18 protein-coding genes are annotated in these 15,295 nt (G+C 59.1%); 5 read left to right on the top strand and 13 right to left on the bottom strand.

The window, feature by feature from the left end; all coding sequences use genetic code 11:
* The first annotated feature begins 26 nt into the window (after nt 1-26).
* Nucleotides 27-620, top strand: coding sequence for a phosphoheptose isomerase (locus L6D82_RS22950; protein WP_007928463.1), 594 nt, complete (start codon nt 27-29; stop codon nt 618-620).
* The gene (locus L6D82_RS22945) at nt 617-1,195 is read left to right on the top strand and encodes a BON domain-containing protein (RefSeq protein WP_011335871.1); all 579 of its coding nucleotides are present in this window, start codon (nt 617-619) and stop codon (nt 1,193-1,195) included. The genes L6D82_RS22950 and L6D82_RS22945 overlap by 4 nt, the downstream gene beginning before the upstream one ends.
* A 51-nt stretch (nt 1,196-1,246) precedes the next feature.
* On the opposite strand, the gene L6D82_RS22940 is transcribed toward L6D82_RS22945, so the two are convergent.
* The 7 genes from L6D82_RS22940 to rplM form a co-directional block, all read right to left on the bottom strand.
* Nucleotides 1,247-1,660 (bottom strand): ClpXP protease specificity-enhancing factor, encoded by a 414-nt coding sequence (locus L6D82_RS22940; RefSeq protein WP_236191701.1) that lies wholly within the window; start codon nt 1,658-1,660, stop codon nt 1,247-1,249.
* A 16-nt stretch (nt 1,661-1,676) separates the two neighbouring features.
* Complete coding sequence (locus L6D82_RS22935; protein WP_011335872.1) at nt 1,677-2,294, bottom strand: glutathione S-transferase N-terminal domain-containing protein; 618 nt, start codon at nt 2,292-2,294, stop codon at nt 1,677-1,679.
* A 147-nt stretch (nt 2,295-2,441) separates the two neighbouring features.
* Entirely contained in the window at nt 2,442-3,224 is a 783-nt protein-coding gene (locus tag L6D82_RS22930) for a cytochrome c1 (RefSeq protein WP_007956790.1), read from the bottom strand.
* A complete protein-coding gene (locus tag L6D82_RS22925) occupies nt 3,224-4,435 on the bottom strand; it encodes a cytochrome b (protein WP_007956792.1) in 1,212 nt (403 codons plus the stop codon). The genes L6D82_RS22930 and L6D82_RS22925 overlap by 1 nt, the downstream gene beginning before the upstream one ends.
* The gene (petA, locus tag L6D82_RS22920; RefSeq protein WP_007917031.1) at nt 4,435-5,028 is read right to left on the bottom strand and encodes a ubiquinol-cytochrome c reductase iron-sulfur subunit; all 594 of its coding nucleotides are present in this window, start codon (nt 5,026-5,028) and stop codon (nt 4,435-4,437) included. Before petA ends, L6D82_RS22925 begins: the two co-directional genes overlap by 1 nt.
* Before the next feature lie 268 nt (nt 5,029-5,296).
* Nucleotides 5,297-5,689 (bottom strand): 30S ribosomal protein S9, encoded by a 393-nt coding sequence (rpsI, locus tag L6D82_RS22915; RefSeq protein ID WP_007956794.1) that lies wholly within the window; start codon nt 5,687-5,689, stop codon nt 5,297-5,299.
* 14 nt (nt 5,690-5,703) lie between these two features.
* Nucleotides 5,704-6,132, bottom strand: coding sequence for a 50S ribosomal protein L13 (gene rplM / locus L6D82_RS22910; protein WP_003228062.1), 429 nt, complete (start codon nt 6,130-6,132; stop codon nt 5,704-5,706).
* Between the two features lie 244 nt (nt 6,133-6,376).
* Here rplM and L6D82_RS22905 point away from each other — a divergent pair, with 244 nt between their 5' ends.
* A complete protein-coding gene (locus L6D82_RS22905) occupies nt 6,377-7,417 on the top strand; it encodes an NADP(H)-dependent aldo-keto reductase (RefSeq protein ID WP_085655282.1) in 1,041 nt (346 codons plus the stop codon).
* Between the two features lie 132 nt (nt 7,418-7,549).
* Here L6D82_RS22905 and L6D82_RS22900 read toward each other — a convergent pair whose 3' ends face one another.
* Complete coding sequence (locus tag L6D82_RS22900) at nt 7,550-8,686, bottom strand: acyl-CoA dehydrogenase family protein (protein WP_007956797.1); 1,137 nt, start codon at nt 8,684-8,686, stop codon at nt 7,550-7,552.
* 246 nt (nt 8,687-8,932) lie between these two features.
* On the opposite strand from L6D82_RS22900, the gene L6D82_RS22895 reads away from it, so the two are divergent.
* The gene (locus L6D82_RS22895) at nt 8,933-9,829 is read left to right on the top strand and encodes a GlxA family transcriptional regulator (protein WP_236191721.1); all 897 of its coding nucleotides are present in this window, start codon (nt 8,933-8,935) and stop codon (nt 9,827-9,829) included.
* Nucleotides 9,830-9,891: 62 nt separating this feature from the next.
* Here L6D82_RS22895 and zapE read toward each other — a convergent pair whose 3' ends face one another.
* The 3 genes from zapE to L6D82_RS22880 all read right to left on the bottom strand — a co-directional run bounded on the left by zapE (nt 9,892) and on the right by L6D82_RS22880 (nt 13,086).
* Nucleotides 9,892-10,986: a cell division protein ZapE gene (zapE, locus tag L6D82_RS22890; RefSeq protein ID WP_085606932.1), complete on the bottom strand. Its 1,095-nt coding sequence runs from the start codon at nt 10,984-10,986 to the stop codon at nt 9,892-9,894.
* Nucleotides 10,987-11,076: 90 nt separating this feature from the next.
* The gene (locus L6D82_RS22885; RefSeq protein ID WP_085745361.1) at nt 11,077-12,432 is read right to left on the bottom strand and encodes a tryptophan--tRNA ligase; all 1,356 of its coding nucleotides are present in this window, start codon (nt 12,430-12,432) and stop codon (nt 11,077-11,079) included.
* Between the two features lie 24 nt (nt 12,433-12,456).
* Nucleotides 12,457-13,086 (bottom strand): alpha/beta hydrolase, encoded by a 630-nt coding sequence (locus L6D82_RS22880; protein WP_085745432.1) that lies wholly within the window; start codon nt 13,084-13,086, stop codon nt 12,457-12,459.
* Between the two features lie 144 nt (nt 13,087-13,230).
* Here L6D82_RS22880 and L6D82_RS22875 point away from each other — a divergent pair, with 144 nt between their 5' ends.
* Complete coding sequence (locus L6D82_RS22875; RefSeq protein WP_007956803.1) at nt 13,231-13,665, top strand: Z-ring associated ZapG family protein; 435 nt, start codon at nt 13,231-13,233, stop codon at nt 13,663-13,665.
* A 67-nt stretch (nt 13,666-13,732) separates the two neighbouring features.
* Here L6D82_RS22875 and L6D82_RS22870 read toward each other — a convergent pair whose 3' ends face one another.
* Nucleotides 13,733-14,464 (bottom strand): YiaD family glycine zipper/OmpA-like lipoprotein, encoded by a 732-nt coding sequence (locus tag L6D82_RS22870; protein ID WP_007956806.1) that lies wholly within the window; start codon nt 14,462-14,464, stop codon nt 13,733-13,735.
* A 114-nt stretch (nt 14,465-14,578) separates the two neighbouring features.
* Complete coding sequence (locus L6D82_RS22865; protein WP_085745362.1) at nt 14,579-15,223, bottom strand: MBL fold metallo-hydrolase; 645 nt, start codon at nt 15,221-15,223, stop codon at nt 14,579-14,581.
* Nucleotides 15,224-15,295: the final 72 nt, after the last annotated feature.

The following is a 15,295-nucleotide window of genomic DNA, read 5'->3' as shown; positions in this document are numbered from 1 at the left end:
CAGCCGCGCTAATTAAGGTCACACAGATGGACATGCAATCCCGAATTCGCCAGCTTTTCCAGGCCAGCATCGACACCAAGCAACAGGCGATGGACGTACTTGCACCGCACATCGAGCAAGCCAGCCAGGTGATGGTCAACGCGCTGCTCAATGAGGGGAAAATGCTCTCGTGCGGCAACGGCGGCTCGGCCGGCGATGCCCAGCACTTCTCCTCGGAACTGCTCAACCGTTTCGAGCGTGAGCGCCCTAGCCTGCCGGCGATCGCGCTGACTACCGACAGCTCGACCATCACCTCGATCGCCAACGACTACAGCTACAACGAAGTGTTCTCCAAGCAGATCCGTGCACTCGGCCAGCCGGGTGACGTATTGCTGGCGATTTCGACCAGCGGCAACTCGGCGAACATTATTCAGGCGATCCAGGCCGCACATGATCGCGAAATGATTGTCGTAGCATTGACCGGACGCGATGGCGGAGGCATGGCTTCACTGCTGCTGCCCGAAGACGTCGAGATTCGCGTACCGGCCAACGTCACCGCACGTATTCAGGAAGTCCACTTGCTGGCGATCCATTGCCTTTGCGATCTGATCGACAGCCAACTGTTCGGGAGTGAAGAATGACCCCTAATCGCCTTGGCCTTCTGGCCTTGACCCTGTGCCTCGGCATCAGCGGCTGCACCTCGGTGGTGAATGCCAGCCGTGAAGCGCCGATCGAAGACGACCGCGGCACCCGCACTTTCGGCAGCAAGATCGATGACTCGCTGATCGAAACCAAAGTCGGCGTCAACGTAGCCAAGGCCGATCCGGCCCTGGACAACGACTCGCACATCGTCGTCACCAGCTTCAACGGCGTCGTTTTGCTGGCTGGCCAGACCCCGCGCGCAGACCTCAAGGAAAAGGCCGAACAGGCTGCCGCCAACGTTCAGCGCGTGAAAAAGGTCCATAACGAACTGCAAGTGTTGCAGCCCTCCTCCCTGCTGGCCCGCCAGAACGATGCCTGGCTGACCACCAAGATCAAGACCCAGATGCTCACCGACGCCAGCATTCCCGGCTCGCGGATCAAGGTCGTGACCGAGAACGGCATCGTCTATCTGCTGGGCCTGCTGACCAAACAGGAAGCCGCCCAGGCGACCAATCTGGTGCAGGGCGTTTCCGGTGTGCAGAAGATTGTGAAGCTGTTCGAATACATCGACTGACCGCAAAACGCAGGCACAAAAAAGGCGATCCAACCGGATCGCCTTTTTTTATTACTTCACCACTTTAAGGCTTGGCCGGCCGCTTGGGCGCGGTGGCTCGCTGTCCGGTGGCGGAACATCGTCATCCTGATCGATCTCGTCTTCGTCATCCATCGGCGACTCCAGATCGAACACCATGCCTTGACCGTTCTCCCGGGCATAGATCCCCAGGATTGCAGCAATCGGCACGTACAGACTGTGCGGGACGCCACCGAAGCGACCTTCGAAGGTCACAACGTCGTTGTCCATGTGCAAGTGCCGCACGGCACTCGGCGAAATGTTCAGGACAATCTGCCCGTCACTGGCAAAGCCCTGTGGCACCTGCACCGCCGGGTACTCGGAATTGACCAGCATGTGCGGGGTGCAATCGTTATCCACAATCCACTCGTAGAGCGCGCGGACCAGATAAGGTCGACTGGAGTTCATAGCGGCTCCTTAAGCCTTAGCGCATGTCGCGTTCGACACCAGACAGACTCGCCTGGAAAGCCTCACGCGCAAACTGGCGCTCCATATAATCAAGCAGCGGCTTGGCCGGCCGCGGCAGTTCTATACCCAGAATCGGCAAACGCCAGAGTATTGGCAATAGGCAGCAATCCACCAGACTTTGTTCCTCACTGAGGAAAAACGGCTTGTCGGCAAACAGCGGCGACACGCCCGTCAGGCTTTCGCGCAATTCCTTGCGCGCCACGGCACGGGCCGCTTCCTTGGTGCGCGAATCCAGAATCAGATCCACCAGACCACACCAGTCACGCTGAATGCGGTGAATCAGCAGACGGCTGTTGGCACGCGCCACCGGGTACACGGGCATCAATGGCGGATGCGGGTAACGCTCATCCAGGTATTCCATCACCACGGTCGACTCCCACAACGCCAGGTCACGATCGACCAGCGTGGGCAGACTGCCGTAAGGGTTCACTTCAATCAGTTTAGGCGGCTGACGACCAGCCTCCACAAAAATGATTTCGGCGCTGACACCCTTCTCTGCAAGCACGATGCGCACTCGGTGGGAATAGTGGTCGGCGGGGTCGGAGTAACAGGCCAACCGATTGGTCACGCCCATGGCGATCCTCCTCGCTTGTTGAAATAGTCGGAGCCGGAAAAACGCGCGCGCCCAGAGGGCGCCTCCCGCAACGGCTGGCGAACCAGGCGTTGCGTTTTCAGAGGCGCCCTTGGGCGCGCGCGATTAACAGCAATTGCTTGAAGCGTATCAGTGCACGTCTTTCCAGTATTCACGCTTGAGCAGATAGGCGAACACAAAGAAGAACGCCAGGTACAACAAGACGTAAGTACCGATGCGCTGATGTTGCAGCTTAACCGGGTTAGCCGAGTAAGCCAGGAAGGTTACCAGATTCTTGACCTTCTCATCGAACTGCTCTTCGTTGAGGGTTCCGGTTTTCGGCACGATGGTCAACTGATCGCACGCTTCATGAGTCAGAGGCGTACCGGTCAGCGGGTCATATTGCTTCTTGCCGTCTTCGACAATCTGCACCTGTTTGCAACCTACGACCTGACGACCTTGCAGGCCGACCAGCACGTTAGGCATGCCGACGTTCGGGAAGACCTTGTTGTTCACGCCCCATGGACGTGCAGGATCTTCGTAGAACGACTTGAGGTAACCGTAGAGCCAGTCAGTGCCGCGAACACGAGCCACCAGCGTCAGGTCCGGCGGCGCTGCGCCGAACCAGGTCTTGGCGTCGGCCGGCTGCATGCCGATGTTCATGTGATCGCCGATCTTGGCGCCGGTGAACACCAGTTTTTCCAGCATCAGTTCGTGCGGAACGCCGAGATCATCGGCCACACGCTCGTAACGCTGGAACTTGGCACTGTGGCAACCCATGCAATAGTTGGCGAAGGTACGCGCACCATCCTGCAGGGCAGCCTTGTCGGAAACGTCGATGTCGACCTTTTCCAGTTCCGGACCACCGTGTTCGGCCGCGAAAGACAGCACTGGCAGAGCAGCAAAAATCAGAGCAAAAAATAACTTTTTCATCAGCCAGTCACCCTTTCCGGAACCGGTTTGGTCTTCTCGAGCCTGGTGTAGAACGGCATCAGAATGAAGTAGGCGAAGTACAGGAAGGTGCAGACCTGCGACAGCAGCGTACGGCCTGGCGTCGGGGCCAGAACGCCCAGGATGCCGAGGATCACGAACGAAATGCAGAACACCACCAGCCAGATCTTGCTCATCCAGCCTTTGTAGCGCATCGACTTGACCGGGCTGCGGTCGAGCCACGGCAGGACGAACAGCACCGCAATCGCCGCCCCCATGGCGATAACACCCATGAGCTTGTCAGGGACCGCACGCAAGATTGCGTAGAACGGTGTGAAGTACCAGACCGGTGCAATGTGCTCAGGGGTCTTGAACGGGTTGGCTTGCTCGAAGTTAGGCTTTTCGAGGAAGTAACCGCCCATTTCCGGGAAGAAGAACACAATGAAGCAGAAGATGAACAGGAACACCACGACGCCGACGATATCTTTTACGGTGTAGTACGGGTGGAAGGCGATACCGTCCAGCGGGATACCGTTTTCGTCTTTGTGCTTCTTGATGTCCACGCCGTCCGGGTTGTTCGAACCGACTTCGTGCAGCGCCAGGATGTGCAGCACCACCAGACCGAGAATCACGATCGGCAGGGCAACCACGTGCAGGGCGAAGAAGCGGTTCAGGGTGATCCCGGAAATCAGGTAGTCACCGCGGATCCACTGGGTCAGGTCGTTGCCGATGACCGGGATCGCGCCGAACAGCGAAATGATCACCTGGGCACCCCAGTAGGACATCTGGCCCCACGGCAGCAGGTAACCCATGAAGGCTTCGGCCATCAGCGCCAGGTAGATCAGCATCCCGAAGACCCACACCAGCTCGCGCGGTTTCTGGTACGAACCGTAGAGCAGGCCACGGAACATGTGCAGATAGACCACGATGAAGAACGCCGAAGCGCCGGTGGAGTGCAGCAGGCGCAGGATCGAACCGTACTCGACGTCGCGCATGATGTATTCGACGGAGGCGAACGCCTCTTCCGCCGACGGGGTGTAGCTCATCGTCAGCCAGACACCGGTGACGATCTGGTTGACCAGAACGAGCAGCGCCAGCGAGCCGAAGAAGTAGAAGAAGTTGAAGTTTTTTGGAGCGTAATACTTGCTGAGGTGGTCTTCCCACATCTTGGTGGCGGGGAAGCGCGCATCAACCCAATCCATGAACTTGCTCATCACGCTTTCTCCGTATCGACGCCAATGACAATCAGGTCATCGGTCTCATAGGAATGCGGGGGTACTGGCAGGTTCAAAGGCGCAGGTTGCGACTTGTAGACGCGGCCAGCCAGATCGTAGTGGGAACCGTGGCAAGGGCAGAAATAGCCGCCTACCCAGTCTTTGCCCAGATCTGCGGGTGCCACTTCGGGACGGAAGGTCGGTGAGCAACCCAGGTGAGTGCAAATCCCGATCAGCAGGAGGATTTCCGGCTTGATCGAACGCACTTCAGGGTCGACATAAGTGGGTTGCGTGGAGTTTTTGGAGGTCGGATCGGAGAGCTGGCCCTCGATCTTCTTGAGATTCCCCAGGATTTCCTCGGTACGGCGGACAATGAACACCGGCTGGCCGCGCCATTCAGCAATCATCTGCTGTCCTGGCTCGATTTTGCTGACATTCACTTTCACCGGTGCTCCGGCAGCCTTCGCCTTGGCACTGGGAAACCATGACCCCACGAACGGGACCGCAGCCCCCACCGCTCCTGCAGCACCCACCACGGATGTGGCTGCTACCAAGAAGCGACGCCGGCCTGCATTCACGCCGTCATTGCTCATTCAGTCCTCTCCCATCAGCTTTGTGGCCTGTTAAATCAGGCATCTACTAAATTGAAACTATGTACTTATAAAAATTTTGCCGAATGGTAATGAAAACCCCCAATTCTGACAAGGTAATTACCCGGAGGGCTGGCCCTCAAGCCTTGTAGTATAGGGGGTCTACGAATGTGGCAAGTTGTCACAGCGCAATTATTCAAGAAATCGCACGCATAAAAAAACGCCCGGTTCCGTGAGGAATCGGGCGTTCTTTTTGAACGTGGAAGCGAAATTAACGCTTCGAGTACTGCGGACGCTTACGCGCTTTACGCAGACCAACTTTCTTACGTTCAACTTCACGGGCGTCGCGGGTAACGAAGCCAGCTTTGCGCAGAGCGCTACGCAGGGTTTCGTCGTAGTCCATCAGAGCGCGAGTGATGCCGTGGCGGATTGCGCCAGCTTGACCACTTACACCACCACCGATGACGGTGACGTAGATGTCGAACTTCTCGACAGTCTCAGTCAGTTCCAGCGGCTGACGAACTACCATGCGGGCAGTTTCGCGACCGAAGAACGTGTCCAGGGAGCGGTTGTTGATGGAGATGTTACCAGTACCCGGACGCAGGAAAACGCGTGCGGTTGCGGTCTTGCGACGGCCAGTGCCGTAATTTTGAGTCGCCGACATAATGAACTATTCCGTTAAATCTTCAGTTCTTGGGGCTGCTGAGCAGTATGAGGGTGTGCAGCGCCCGCATAGACTTTCAGCTTACGGTACATGTCGCGACCCAGTGGGTTTTTAGGCAGCATGCCTTTAACCGCGGTCTCGATCACGCGCTCAGGGGCCTTGGCGATCAGCTTTTCAAAGTTGATCGACTTGATGCCGCCCGGGAAACCGGAGTGGGAGTAGTACATTTTGTCAGTGGTTTTAGCACCGGTAACACGGATCTGCTCGGCGTTGATTACGACGATGTAGTCGCCGGTGTCAACGTGAGGAGTGTACTCAGGCTTGTGCTTGCCACGCAGACGGCTCGCGATTTCGGTGGCCAGACGACCCAGGGTCTGACCAGCAGCGTCGACGACAAACCAGTCGCGCTTTACTGTTTCCGGTTTAGCAGTAAAAGTTTTCATTCTTTATAGCCTCAGGGGCCGCCTGTAAATAAGACGGCGGATCTTACTGAATAGTGCGTACTTTGACAAGTCAAAGGCAGCCGGATACAGACGCTTTCGGGGGCTCGGGTCGGCGCGTCCGTTCAACGGCAAGATTCTTCGGCGGCGGCGCATCACTTCCACTGCAGAAAGAGGTCGGCAATTATGCAGATTGCGAAAAAAATTTCAACCTGCTTTTATGCTTGTTTTGCCCAAGGAGCACCCGATGGACTATCGCCAGCTAGGCCGTACCGACCTGAACGTGAGTGCAATCTGCCTCGGCACCATGACCTGGGGCGAGCAAAACACTGAAGCTGAAGCCTTCGCCCAGATCGAACGGGCAAAAGAGGCCGGGATCAATTTCCTCGACACTGCCGAAATGTACCCGGTGCCGCCAAAAGCCGACACCTACGCCACCACCGAGCGCTACATCGGCAATTACTTCAAGAGCCGTGGCGACCGCGCCGACTGGATTCTCGCCAGCAAGATCGCCGGCCCCGGCAACACCATCGACTACATCCGCGACAAGAACCTGCGCCACAACCGCCAGCACATCACCGAGGCCGTGGACGCCAGCCTCAAGCGCCTGCAGACCGATTACATCGATCTGTATCAATTGCACTGGCCGGAGCGCAGCACCAACTTTTTCGGACAACTGGGCTACAAGCACCAGACCGAAGCCAACCTGACGCCGCTCGAAGACACCCTCGAAGCGCTCGATGAGCAAGTGAAGGCCGGCAAGATCCGTCACATCGGTCTGTCCAACGAGACCCCGTGGGGCACCATGCGTTTTCTCGCCCTGGCCGAAGCCCGTGGCTGGCCGCGCGCCGTCTCGATCCAGAACCCGTACAACCTGCTCAACCGCAGCTTCGAGATCGGCCTGGCGGAAATCGCCATCCGTGAACAGTGCGGCCTGCTCGCCTATTCGCCGCTGGCGTTCGGTTTCCTGTCGGGCAAGTACGAAGGTGGGGCGCGCCCGCCGAAAGGCCGCCTGAGCCTCTACAGCCGCTTCAGCCGCTATTTCAACCCGCAATCGGAGGCGGCCTGCAGCCGTTACGTGGCGCTGGCCCGTGAACACGGCCTGGATCCGGCACAAATGGCCCTGGCCTTTGTGAATCAGCAACCGTTCGTCACCAGCAACATCATCGGAGCGACAACGCTGGAGCAACTGGACAGCAACATCGCCAGCTACGAGCTGAAACTGTCGAAGGAAGTGCTGGAAGGGATCGAAGCGATTCACAAGGATCATCCGAACCCGGCGCCGTGATCCAGGACGATGATCGTTCCCACGCTCAGCGTGGGAACGCATACCGCGATGCTCCGCGTCACTCCCAAAGCGGACGCAGAGCGTCCATGGCGGCATTCCCACGCAGAGCGTGGGAACGATCACACGCTCGGATCAAAGCGACCGCGCAATGATCTCCTTCATGATTTCATTGGTGCCGGCATAGATCCGCTGCACCCGCGCATCCGCCCAGGCCCGGGCCACCGGGTATTCCCACATGAAACCGTAGCCGCCGTGCAGCTGCACGCACTCGTCGAGCACCTTGCATTGCAGGTCGGTGCCCCAATACTTGGCCATCGCCGCCGTCGGCACATCGAGCTTGCCTTGCAGATGCAGCTCCAGGCAGCGGTCGACGAACACCCGGCCGATCTGAATCTCGGTGGCCATTTCCGCCAGTTTGAAGCGGGTATTCTGGAAGTCGGCAATCGACTTGCCGAACGCCTTGCGCTCGCGGGTGTAATCCAGCGTCCATTGCAGCGCCGCCTCGGCTGAAGCCAGACCGCCAATCGCCACAGTCAGACGCTCCTGCGGCAGTTCCTGCATCAGATAGGCAAACCCTGCCCCGGCCTGACCCAGCAGGTTTTCTTTCGGCACTCGCACGTCCTGGAAGAACAATTCCGACGTGTCCTGCGCCTTCATTCCGACCTTCTCCAGGCGCTTGCCCTTGTCGAAGCCCGGCGTGTTCGCCTCCACCAGAAACAGGCTGGTGCCCTTGGCGCCGGCCTTGGGATCGGTCTTGGCGACGACGATCACCAGATCCGCCAGGAAGCCATTGGTGATAAAGGTTTTCGAGCCGTTGATCACATATTCGTCGCCATCCAGCACCGCCGTGGTCTTGACCCCTTGCAGGTCGGAACCGGCACCCGGTTCAGTCATGGCGATCGCGGTGACCATCTCGCCGGACACCAGTTTTGGCAGGTACTTCTGCTTCAGCGCCTCGCTGCCGTAATGCAGGATGTACGGCGCAACAATGTCCGAATGCAGCGAGAAACCGATGCCGGTCAGACCCAGCCGCCCCACTTCCTCGATGACAACCGCGCTGTAAAGAAAATCTGCGCCCAACCCGCCGTATTCCTCCGGCAGGTGCGAACAGAGCATCCCCGCCTCCCCCGCCTTGTTCCACAGTTTGCGGTCGATGTAGCCTTGTTTTTCCCATTGCCCATGGAACGGCACGGCCTCTTTTTCGAGGAATGTTCGTACGCTGTCGCGGAACAATTCGTGCTCGGAGCTGAACAAGGTTCTGGGAATCATGCGTCACCTTTTCTTTATTGTTGGAGGAATCATTCCTTCAGAGACTAAGCCCCGCTTCCGATACAGGACACTGGACACATCCGACAAAAAATAAGACGATCCAGCCGTCTGGTGACCACTTTCCCTTATAAAAACAAAAGTTGAATTATGTCCAAGCAAGTCTCCACGCCCTTGCGGCGCGTCAGCATCCTGGCGATCGACCGGGTTTTCGCTTCCACCCTCATGCAAGCCAAGGATTTCTTTCATCTGGCCAGCCTGCGTTACGGCAAACAACTGGGCCACGGCCTGACTCCGGCGTTCGAAACACGCCTGGTCAGCCCCGACGGCAAACCGGTGAACAGCTTCAGTAACGTGGTCATGCCGGTGGACGGCGGCCTGGAAAACGCCGACGTCATCATCCTCCCGGCGTTCTGGGACGATTTCGATACGCTGTGCCAACGTTATCCACAGATCCTGCCGTGGCTGCGCGAACAGCACGCCCGGGGCGCCGTGCTGTGCGGCGAGGCCACCGGGGTGTTCTGGCTGGCCGAAGCCGGGTTGCTCAACGGCAAGGAAGCGACCACCTACTGGCGCTTCTTCAATGCCTTCGCCGAGCGTTTCCCGCAGGTCTACCTGAATCAGGACAAGCACCTGACCGACGCCGACAACCTGTATTGCGCCGGCGGTACGACCTCGGCCTGCGATCTCTACATTTATCTGATCGAGCGCTTCTGCGGCGCCAATGTGGCCCAGGCTGTGGCCCGCGACATTCTCTATGAAGTGCAGCGCAGCTACGCCCCGGGACGCATTGGTTTCGGCGGTCAGAAGTTGCACCAGGACGTGATCATCCTGCAGATCCAGCACTGGCTCGAAGAGCATTTCGCCGACAAGTTCCGCTTCGAAGACGTGGCGCGCGAGCACGGCATGAGCATCCGCAACTTCATGCGCCGCTTCCAGACCGCCACCGGCGACAAGCCGCTGCACTATCTGCAACGGCTGCGCATCGAGACCGCCAAGGGCTTGCTCTCCGGCAGTCGCAAGAGCATCAAGACCATCAGCTACGAAGTCGGCTACGACGATGCGAGCTTCTTCGCACGGCTGTTCCGCCAGCACACCGAACTGTCGCCGAACCAGTACCGGCAGCAGTTCCAGCAAGCTGCCTGACGATTCGACCAGACACAAAAAAGGGCCTGCATCTGCAGGCCCTTTTTGTTTGCCGAATCCGCTTAAGGCTTGTGTGCCCGGGACAGGAATTCGTGGGATTGCATTTCCAGCAGACGGCTGAGGGTACGCTGGAACTCGAACGTCAGACGTCCGCCGGTGTACAGGTCTTTCAACTCCACTTCGGCAGAAATGATCAGCTTGACGTTACGGTCGTAGAACTCGTCGACCATGTTGATGAAGCGTCGGGCAATGTCGTCGGTGGTGACGCTCATCTGCTCCACGCCACTGAGCAGCACGGCGTGGAAGATCTTGCCCAGTTCGATGTAGTCGTTCTGGCTGCGTGGGCCGTCGCACAGCTCGCGGAAGTCGAACCAGGCCACATCATCGCAAGTACGCAGGGCACGGATTTCGCGGTTCTCAATGATCAGCACATCGTTTTCCACCGCCGCCGTGCATTCCGGCGTCAGCGCGCGGAAGCTCTTGCGCAGGCTTTCATGGGCGGCTTCGTCGAGCGGGAAGTGGAACAGCTCCGCTTGTTCGAGGTGACGCAGACGGTAGTCGACGCCGCTGTCGACGTTGACGATCTCGGTGTTCTGCTTGATCAGCGCGATGGCCGGCAGGAAGCGCGCGCGTTGCAGGCCGTCCTTGTACAGGCCGTCCGGCACAATGTTCGACGTGGCGACCAGGGTCACGCCGTTCTTGAACAGCTCTTCCATCAGCGTGCCGAGAATCATGGCGTCGGTGATGTCAGAGACGAAGAACTCATCGAAGCAAATGACCCGCGATTCCGTCGCGAAGCGCTTGGCGATGATGGTCAGCGGGTTTTTCTCGCCGCCGAGGGTTTTCATTTCTTCGTGCACGCGCTTCATGAAGCGGTGGAAGTGAGTGCGGGTCTTTTCCTTGAATGGCAGTGCTTCGAAGAAGGTGTCCACCAGGTAAGTCTTGCCGCGACCCACGCCGCCCCAGAAGTACAGGCCCTTGACCGGCGTCTGATCCTTTTTGCCAAACAGCTTGCCCAGCAAACCCGGCTTGTTCTGCTCGGCCGCGATCAGATCGTCGTACAGGCGTTGCAGATGACGCACGGCAGTTTCCTGCGCCGCATCATGGAAGAAGTCCGGGCGTTTCAGATCAGCTTGATATCGTTCTAGGGGCGTCATAATTCGTTAGCAAGGCAACAAAAACGGGCCGTCACTGTAGCGATGGCCCGTGGGAATGGCAATCGGCCCTTGGTCGGGCCGGCCCGTTGATTATTCCTGAACCGGTGTCAGAGCGACCCGCAAGGCCTCGACGGCCGCATCCCGCGCAGCCACGTCGGCGAACGCCGGGCTGTCGCCAACGCACTCGCCTTCCAGCCAGACGCTGAAGCTCAGCTCTTCGCTGCGCACATCCAGCGCCTGACCCGATTGCAGCTGCTTGGTCACCTGACCGGCGGTTTTACCGTCGGCGAAGTTGCGCGACAGCAGCAATTGCTCGCCGTCGGCCGCCAGCAGACGGAAACGGAAGCTGCCGTCGTCTTCACGGAAGCTGACGAAACGTGCGGCTTTCGCGGCTTTCTTCTTGGAGGTCGCGGCCACCTGAACCTGATTGACGAAGGAGCGCAGGCCGACCGCTTCGCGCAACTCGTTGAGGAACGGCGTCGCCACCGCACGAGCCTTCTTGGCGCCGTGTTGCAGGATGTCCTCCAGATCTGCCGGACGCTCGATCAACTGGTGATAACGCTCGCGGGACTCGCCCAACTCGTTGTCCAGCAGCTGGAACAGACGGTTCTTCGCCTCGCCCCAACCCAGACCGCCCAGCAGCTCGCTGCGGAACTCGTCGGCCTGCGCCGGTGTGGCGAACGCCTGGAACAGGGTGAACAGGTGCGAGTTGTCCGGATCTTTCGCTTCGCCCGGCGCTTTGGAGTCGGTAACGATTCGCGAGATCGCGTCCTTCATTTCCTTGGCGCTGGAGAACAGCGGAATGGTGTTGTCGTAGCTCTTGGACATCTTGCGACCGTCCAGGCCCGGCAACGTGGCCACGCTTTCCTCGATCAGCGCTTCGGGCATGGTGAAGAACTCCTTGCCCTGGCCGAACAGGTGGTTGAAGCGCTGGCCGATGTCACGGGCCATTTCCACGTGCTGGATCTGATCGCGACCGACCGGCACCTTGTGCGCGTTGAACATCAGAATGTCCGCCGCCATCAGTACCGGATAGCTGTACAAACCCATGGTGATACCGGCATCCGGGTCTTCGCCGCTCTCGACGTTCTTGTCCACCGAAGCCTTGTAGGCGTGGGCGCGGTTGAGCAGGCCTTTGGCGGCAACGCAGGTCAGCAGCCAGGTCAGCTCGGGGATTTCAGGGATGTCGGACTGACGGTAGAAGGTCACTCGATCCACATCCAGGCCACCGGCCAGCCAGGTCGCGGCGATTTCCAGACGCGAGCGCTGGATGCGCAGCGGGTCATCGCACTTGATCAGGGCGTGATAGTCGGCCAGGAAGTAGAACGAGTCGGCGTTGCTGTCGCGGCTGGCGAGAATCGCCGGGCGGATGGCGCCGGCGTAGTTGCCCAGGTGCGGGGTGCCGGTGGTGGTGATGCCGGTGAGGATGCGGGTACGGTTCGTCATGGGTAATCGCTTGTCAGACTGCAATCAATTCGAGAGACGCGGCAGGATCAGATCCTTGAGATCGGTCAGCTTGCCATGAAAAAAGTGTCCGCATTCTGCCACTTTCAGCAGCTCATGGGGGCGCGGGAGTTTTTCAGACCAGTCGTAGACCAGCTGCGGATCGATCACTTCATCGGTTTCCGGCTGGATCACGGTCAGCTCACCCTGCTGCGGCAATTGATCCTGATCGCCCAGACGCATCACCGCCGGCGCGACCATGAACAGATGCTTGAGCGTGATGCCCCGGGATTCGAGACGACCGCCGAGACTTGCTGCAACAAATCCACCGAAGGAGAAACCGAACAGGGTCAGCGGCAGATCCGGATGTTTTTCCAGCAGCCATGCGGCAGCGGCTTGGGCGTCATCGACTTCACCGGTGCCCATGTCATGGGAACCTTCGCTGGCACCGACGCCGCGATAGTTGAAGCGCAAGGTGATCAGGCCGGCGTCGCGCGCGGTGCGCTGCAGGGTCGAGACGACCTTGTTGAGCATGGTGCCGCCCTGCACCGGGTTCGGGTGGCAGATCAGCGCGATGCCGCGTGGCTGCTCATTGTCCAGATACAAAGACTCAAGTTGCCCCACCGGGCCATCAATCACTACAGGGGTTTCACGCATCAGCAAGGAAGGAACTCCGTGACCTCGGATCGGGTCGACTCGTCTAGCAAATTGTCTGTGCCAGTCTATTGCGAGTGAATCGCGGTATACAGCGCAGGTTCGAGCCGTTAACGTAAAGCAAAGCCGTTTATAGAGGAAGGACTCGTGGAACACTCGCTCTTAGTTTGGTTGTTACCGACTCTTGCCCTGGTTGTGGGTGTCGCCATTGGTTTCCTGATCGCTCGCGTTGCGCCGAACGCCGCGCCCAGCCGCACGCAGCGTCAACTGGATGATATTCAGGAACGTTTCGACAGTTATCAGAACGAAGTGGTGACCCACTTCAACAGCACCGCCAATCTGGTCAAGAAGCTGACCCAGAGCTATCAGGAAGTGCAGGATCACCTCGCCGAGGGTGCCAACCGCCTGGCCCTGGACGAGCAGACCCGTCAACGCTTGCTGGCCTCGCTGCACGCCGACGCGGCACAGGCCCCACGGGAACGCCTGACGCCACCACGGGATCAGGAACCGCCGCGTGACTACGCGCCGAAGACCCCGAACTCGCCGGGCATGCTCGACGAGCATTACGGCCTGAAGAAGTAATCAGCTTTCGCGCCAACAAAAAGCCCCCGGACAATCACTTGTCCGGGGGCTTTTTTGTACCTGACGGTTACGGGTACTGCTGAACCGTGCCCGGCTGCTGCTGACCACCGTACTGCTGGCCCGGAATCGCCTTGAGGTTAACCTCGACGCGACGGTTCTGCGCCCGGCCATTGACGTCACCGTTGCTGGCGATCGGATTATCCGGACCGGCACCGCGGGCACTCAGGTTGGCACCGCTGACGCCTTGCGAAGTCAGGTAGGTCGCCACGCTCTGCGCACGACGCTGGGACAGGTCCATGTTGTGCTGACGACTGCCAGTGCTGTCAGTGTAACCGACGATTTCGATCTGGTTCTGGTTGAACTCTTTGAGCGAGTTGGCCAGGTTGTTCAGCGGCTGATAGAAACTGGAAGCTATGTTCGCCGAATCGGTGGCGAAGGTGATGTTGCCCGGCATGATCAGCTTGATCTGATCGCCCTGACGCTGCACTTCAACCCCTGTGTTGGCCATGCTGGCGCGCAGTTTTTTCTCCTGCTGGTCGGCGTAGTAGCCGTAACCGGCGGCCGAGGCACCGACGACGGCTGCGCCGATCAGCGCACCCTTGCCGCGGTTGTTGTGGTCGATGGCGGCACCGGCCAGCGCGCCGGCCAGCGCACCGAGGCCACCGTACTTGGCGGTTTTGCTCATGCCCTGGGAGCCACCGTCGGCCTGACCCTGATTGTCATACGGGTTGGGCGAGGCGCAGCCGGACAAGACGGCCACGGCAGTAGCGACAATAATCAAACGACGCGTGGTGAACATGGAGTGCTCCTACATTTTGCATTCTGTGGTGCAGCGGCCATTGGCAACTGGCCCGTGCGGGCGTTGGATCATGACAATGCACAAAAATTCCGCCGGGCACCCGTGACAAAATGTTTAGGCACGCACAAACGGGTTCTCGCGCATCTCATCCCCCAGACGCGTATCCGGACCATGCCCGGCTACAACGGTCGCGTCTTCATCCAGGGTGTATAGCCGTTGCTTGATCGATCGCACGATGGTCGCCTGATCGCCGCCCCACAAATCCGTGCGCCCTACTCCGCGACGAAACAGCGTGTCGCCGGCAATCAACAGCTTAGCCTCGGAAAACCAGAAGCTCATGGAACCTGGCGTATGCCCCGGCGTGTGCAGCGCCACGCCACAGCCGCAGGCCAGCTCTTCATCATCGCTCAACCAGCGATCGGGAGACGGCACCGGGGTGTAAGGCACGCCGAACATCTGGCACTGCATCTCGAGGTTGTCCCACAGGAACTGATCCTCTTTGTGCAGATGCAAGGTGGCGCCGGTCTTCTCTTTCATCTGTCCGGAAGCCAGGAAGTGGTCGAGGTGCGCGTGAGTGTGAATGATGCTGACCACTTTCAGACCGAGGGCATCGAGCCGGGCCATGATCAGGTCAGGGTTGCCGCCCGGATCGACGACAATGGCTTTTTTGGTGATCGGATCGCCGATGATCGTGCAGTTGCACTGGAGCGGGCCGACGGGGAAAGTTTCGCGAATGAGCGCGGGATTTGCAGCGGTCATGGGAGATCCTGAACAGACATTGAAGACAGTGCGCAGAGGCTGATTTCCGCCATTTTACGTTGTTGGCATCGC

The sequence above is a fragment of the Pseudomonas paraglycinae genome, from assembly GCF_021601625.1.
Taxonomy (GTDB): Bacteria; Pseudomonadota; Gammaproteobacteria; order Pseudomonadales; family Pseudomonadaceae; genus Aquipseudomonas; species Aquipseudomonas paraglycinae.
The sequence above is the reverse complement of the archived record's forward strand: the minus strand, read 5'-3'. Positions and strand labels throughout refer to the sequence as shown.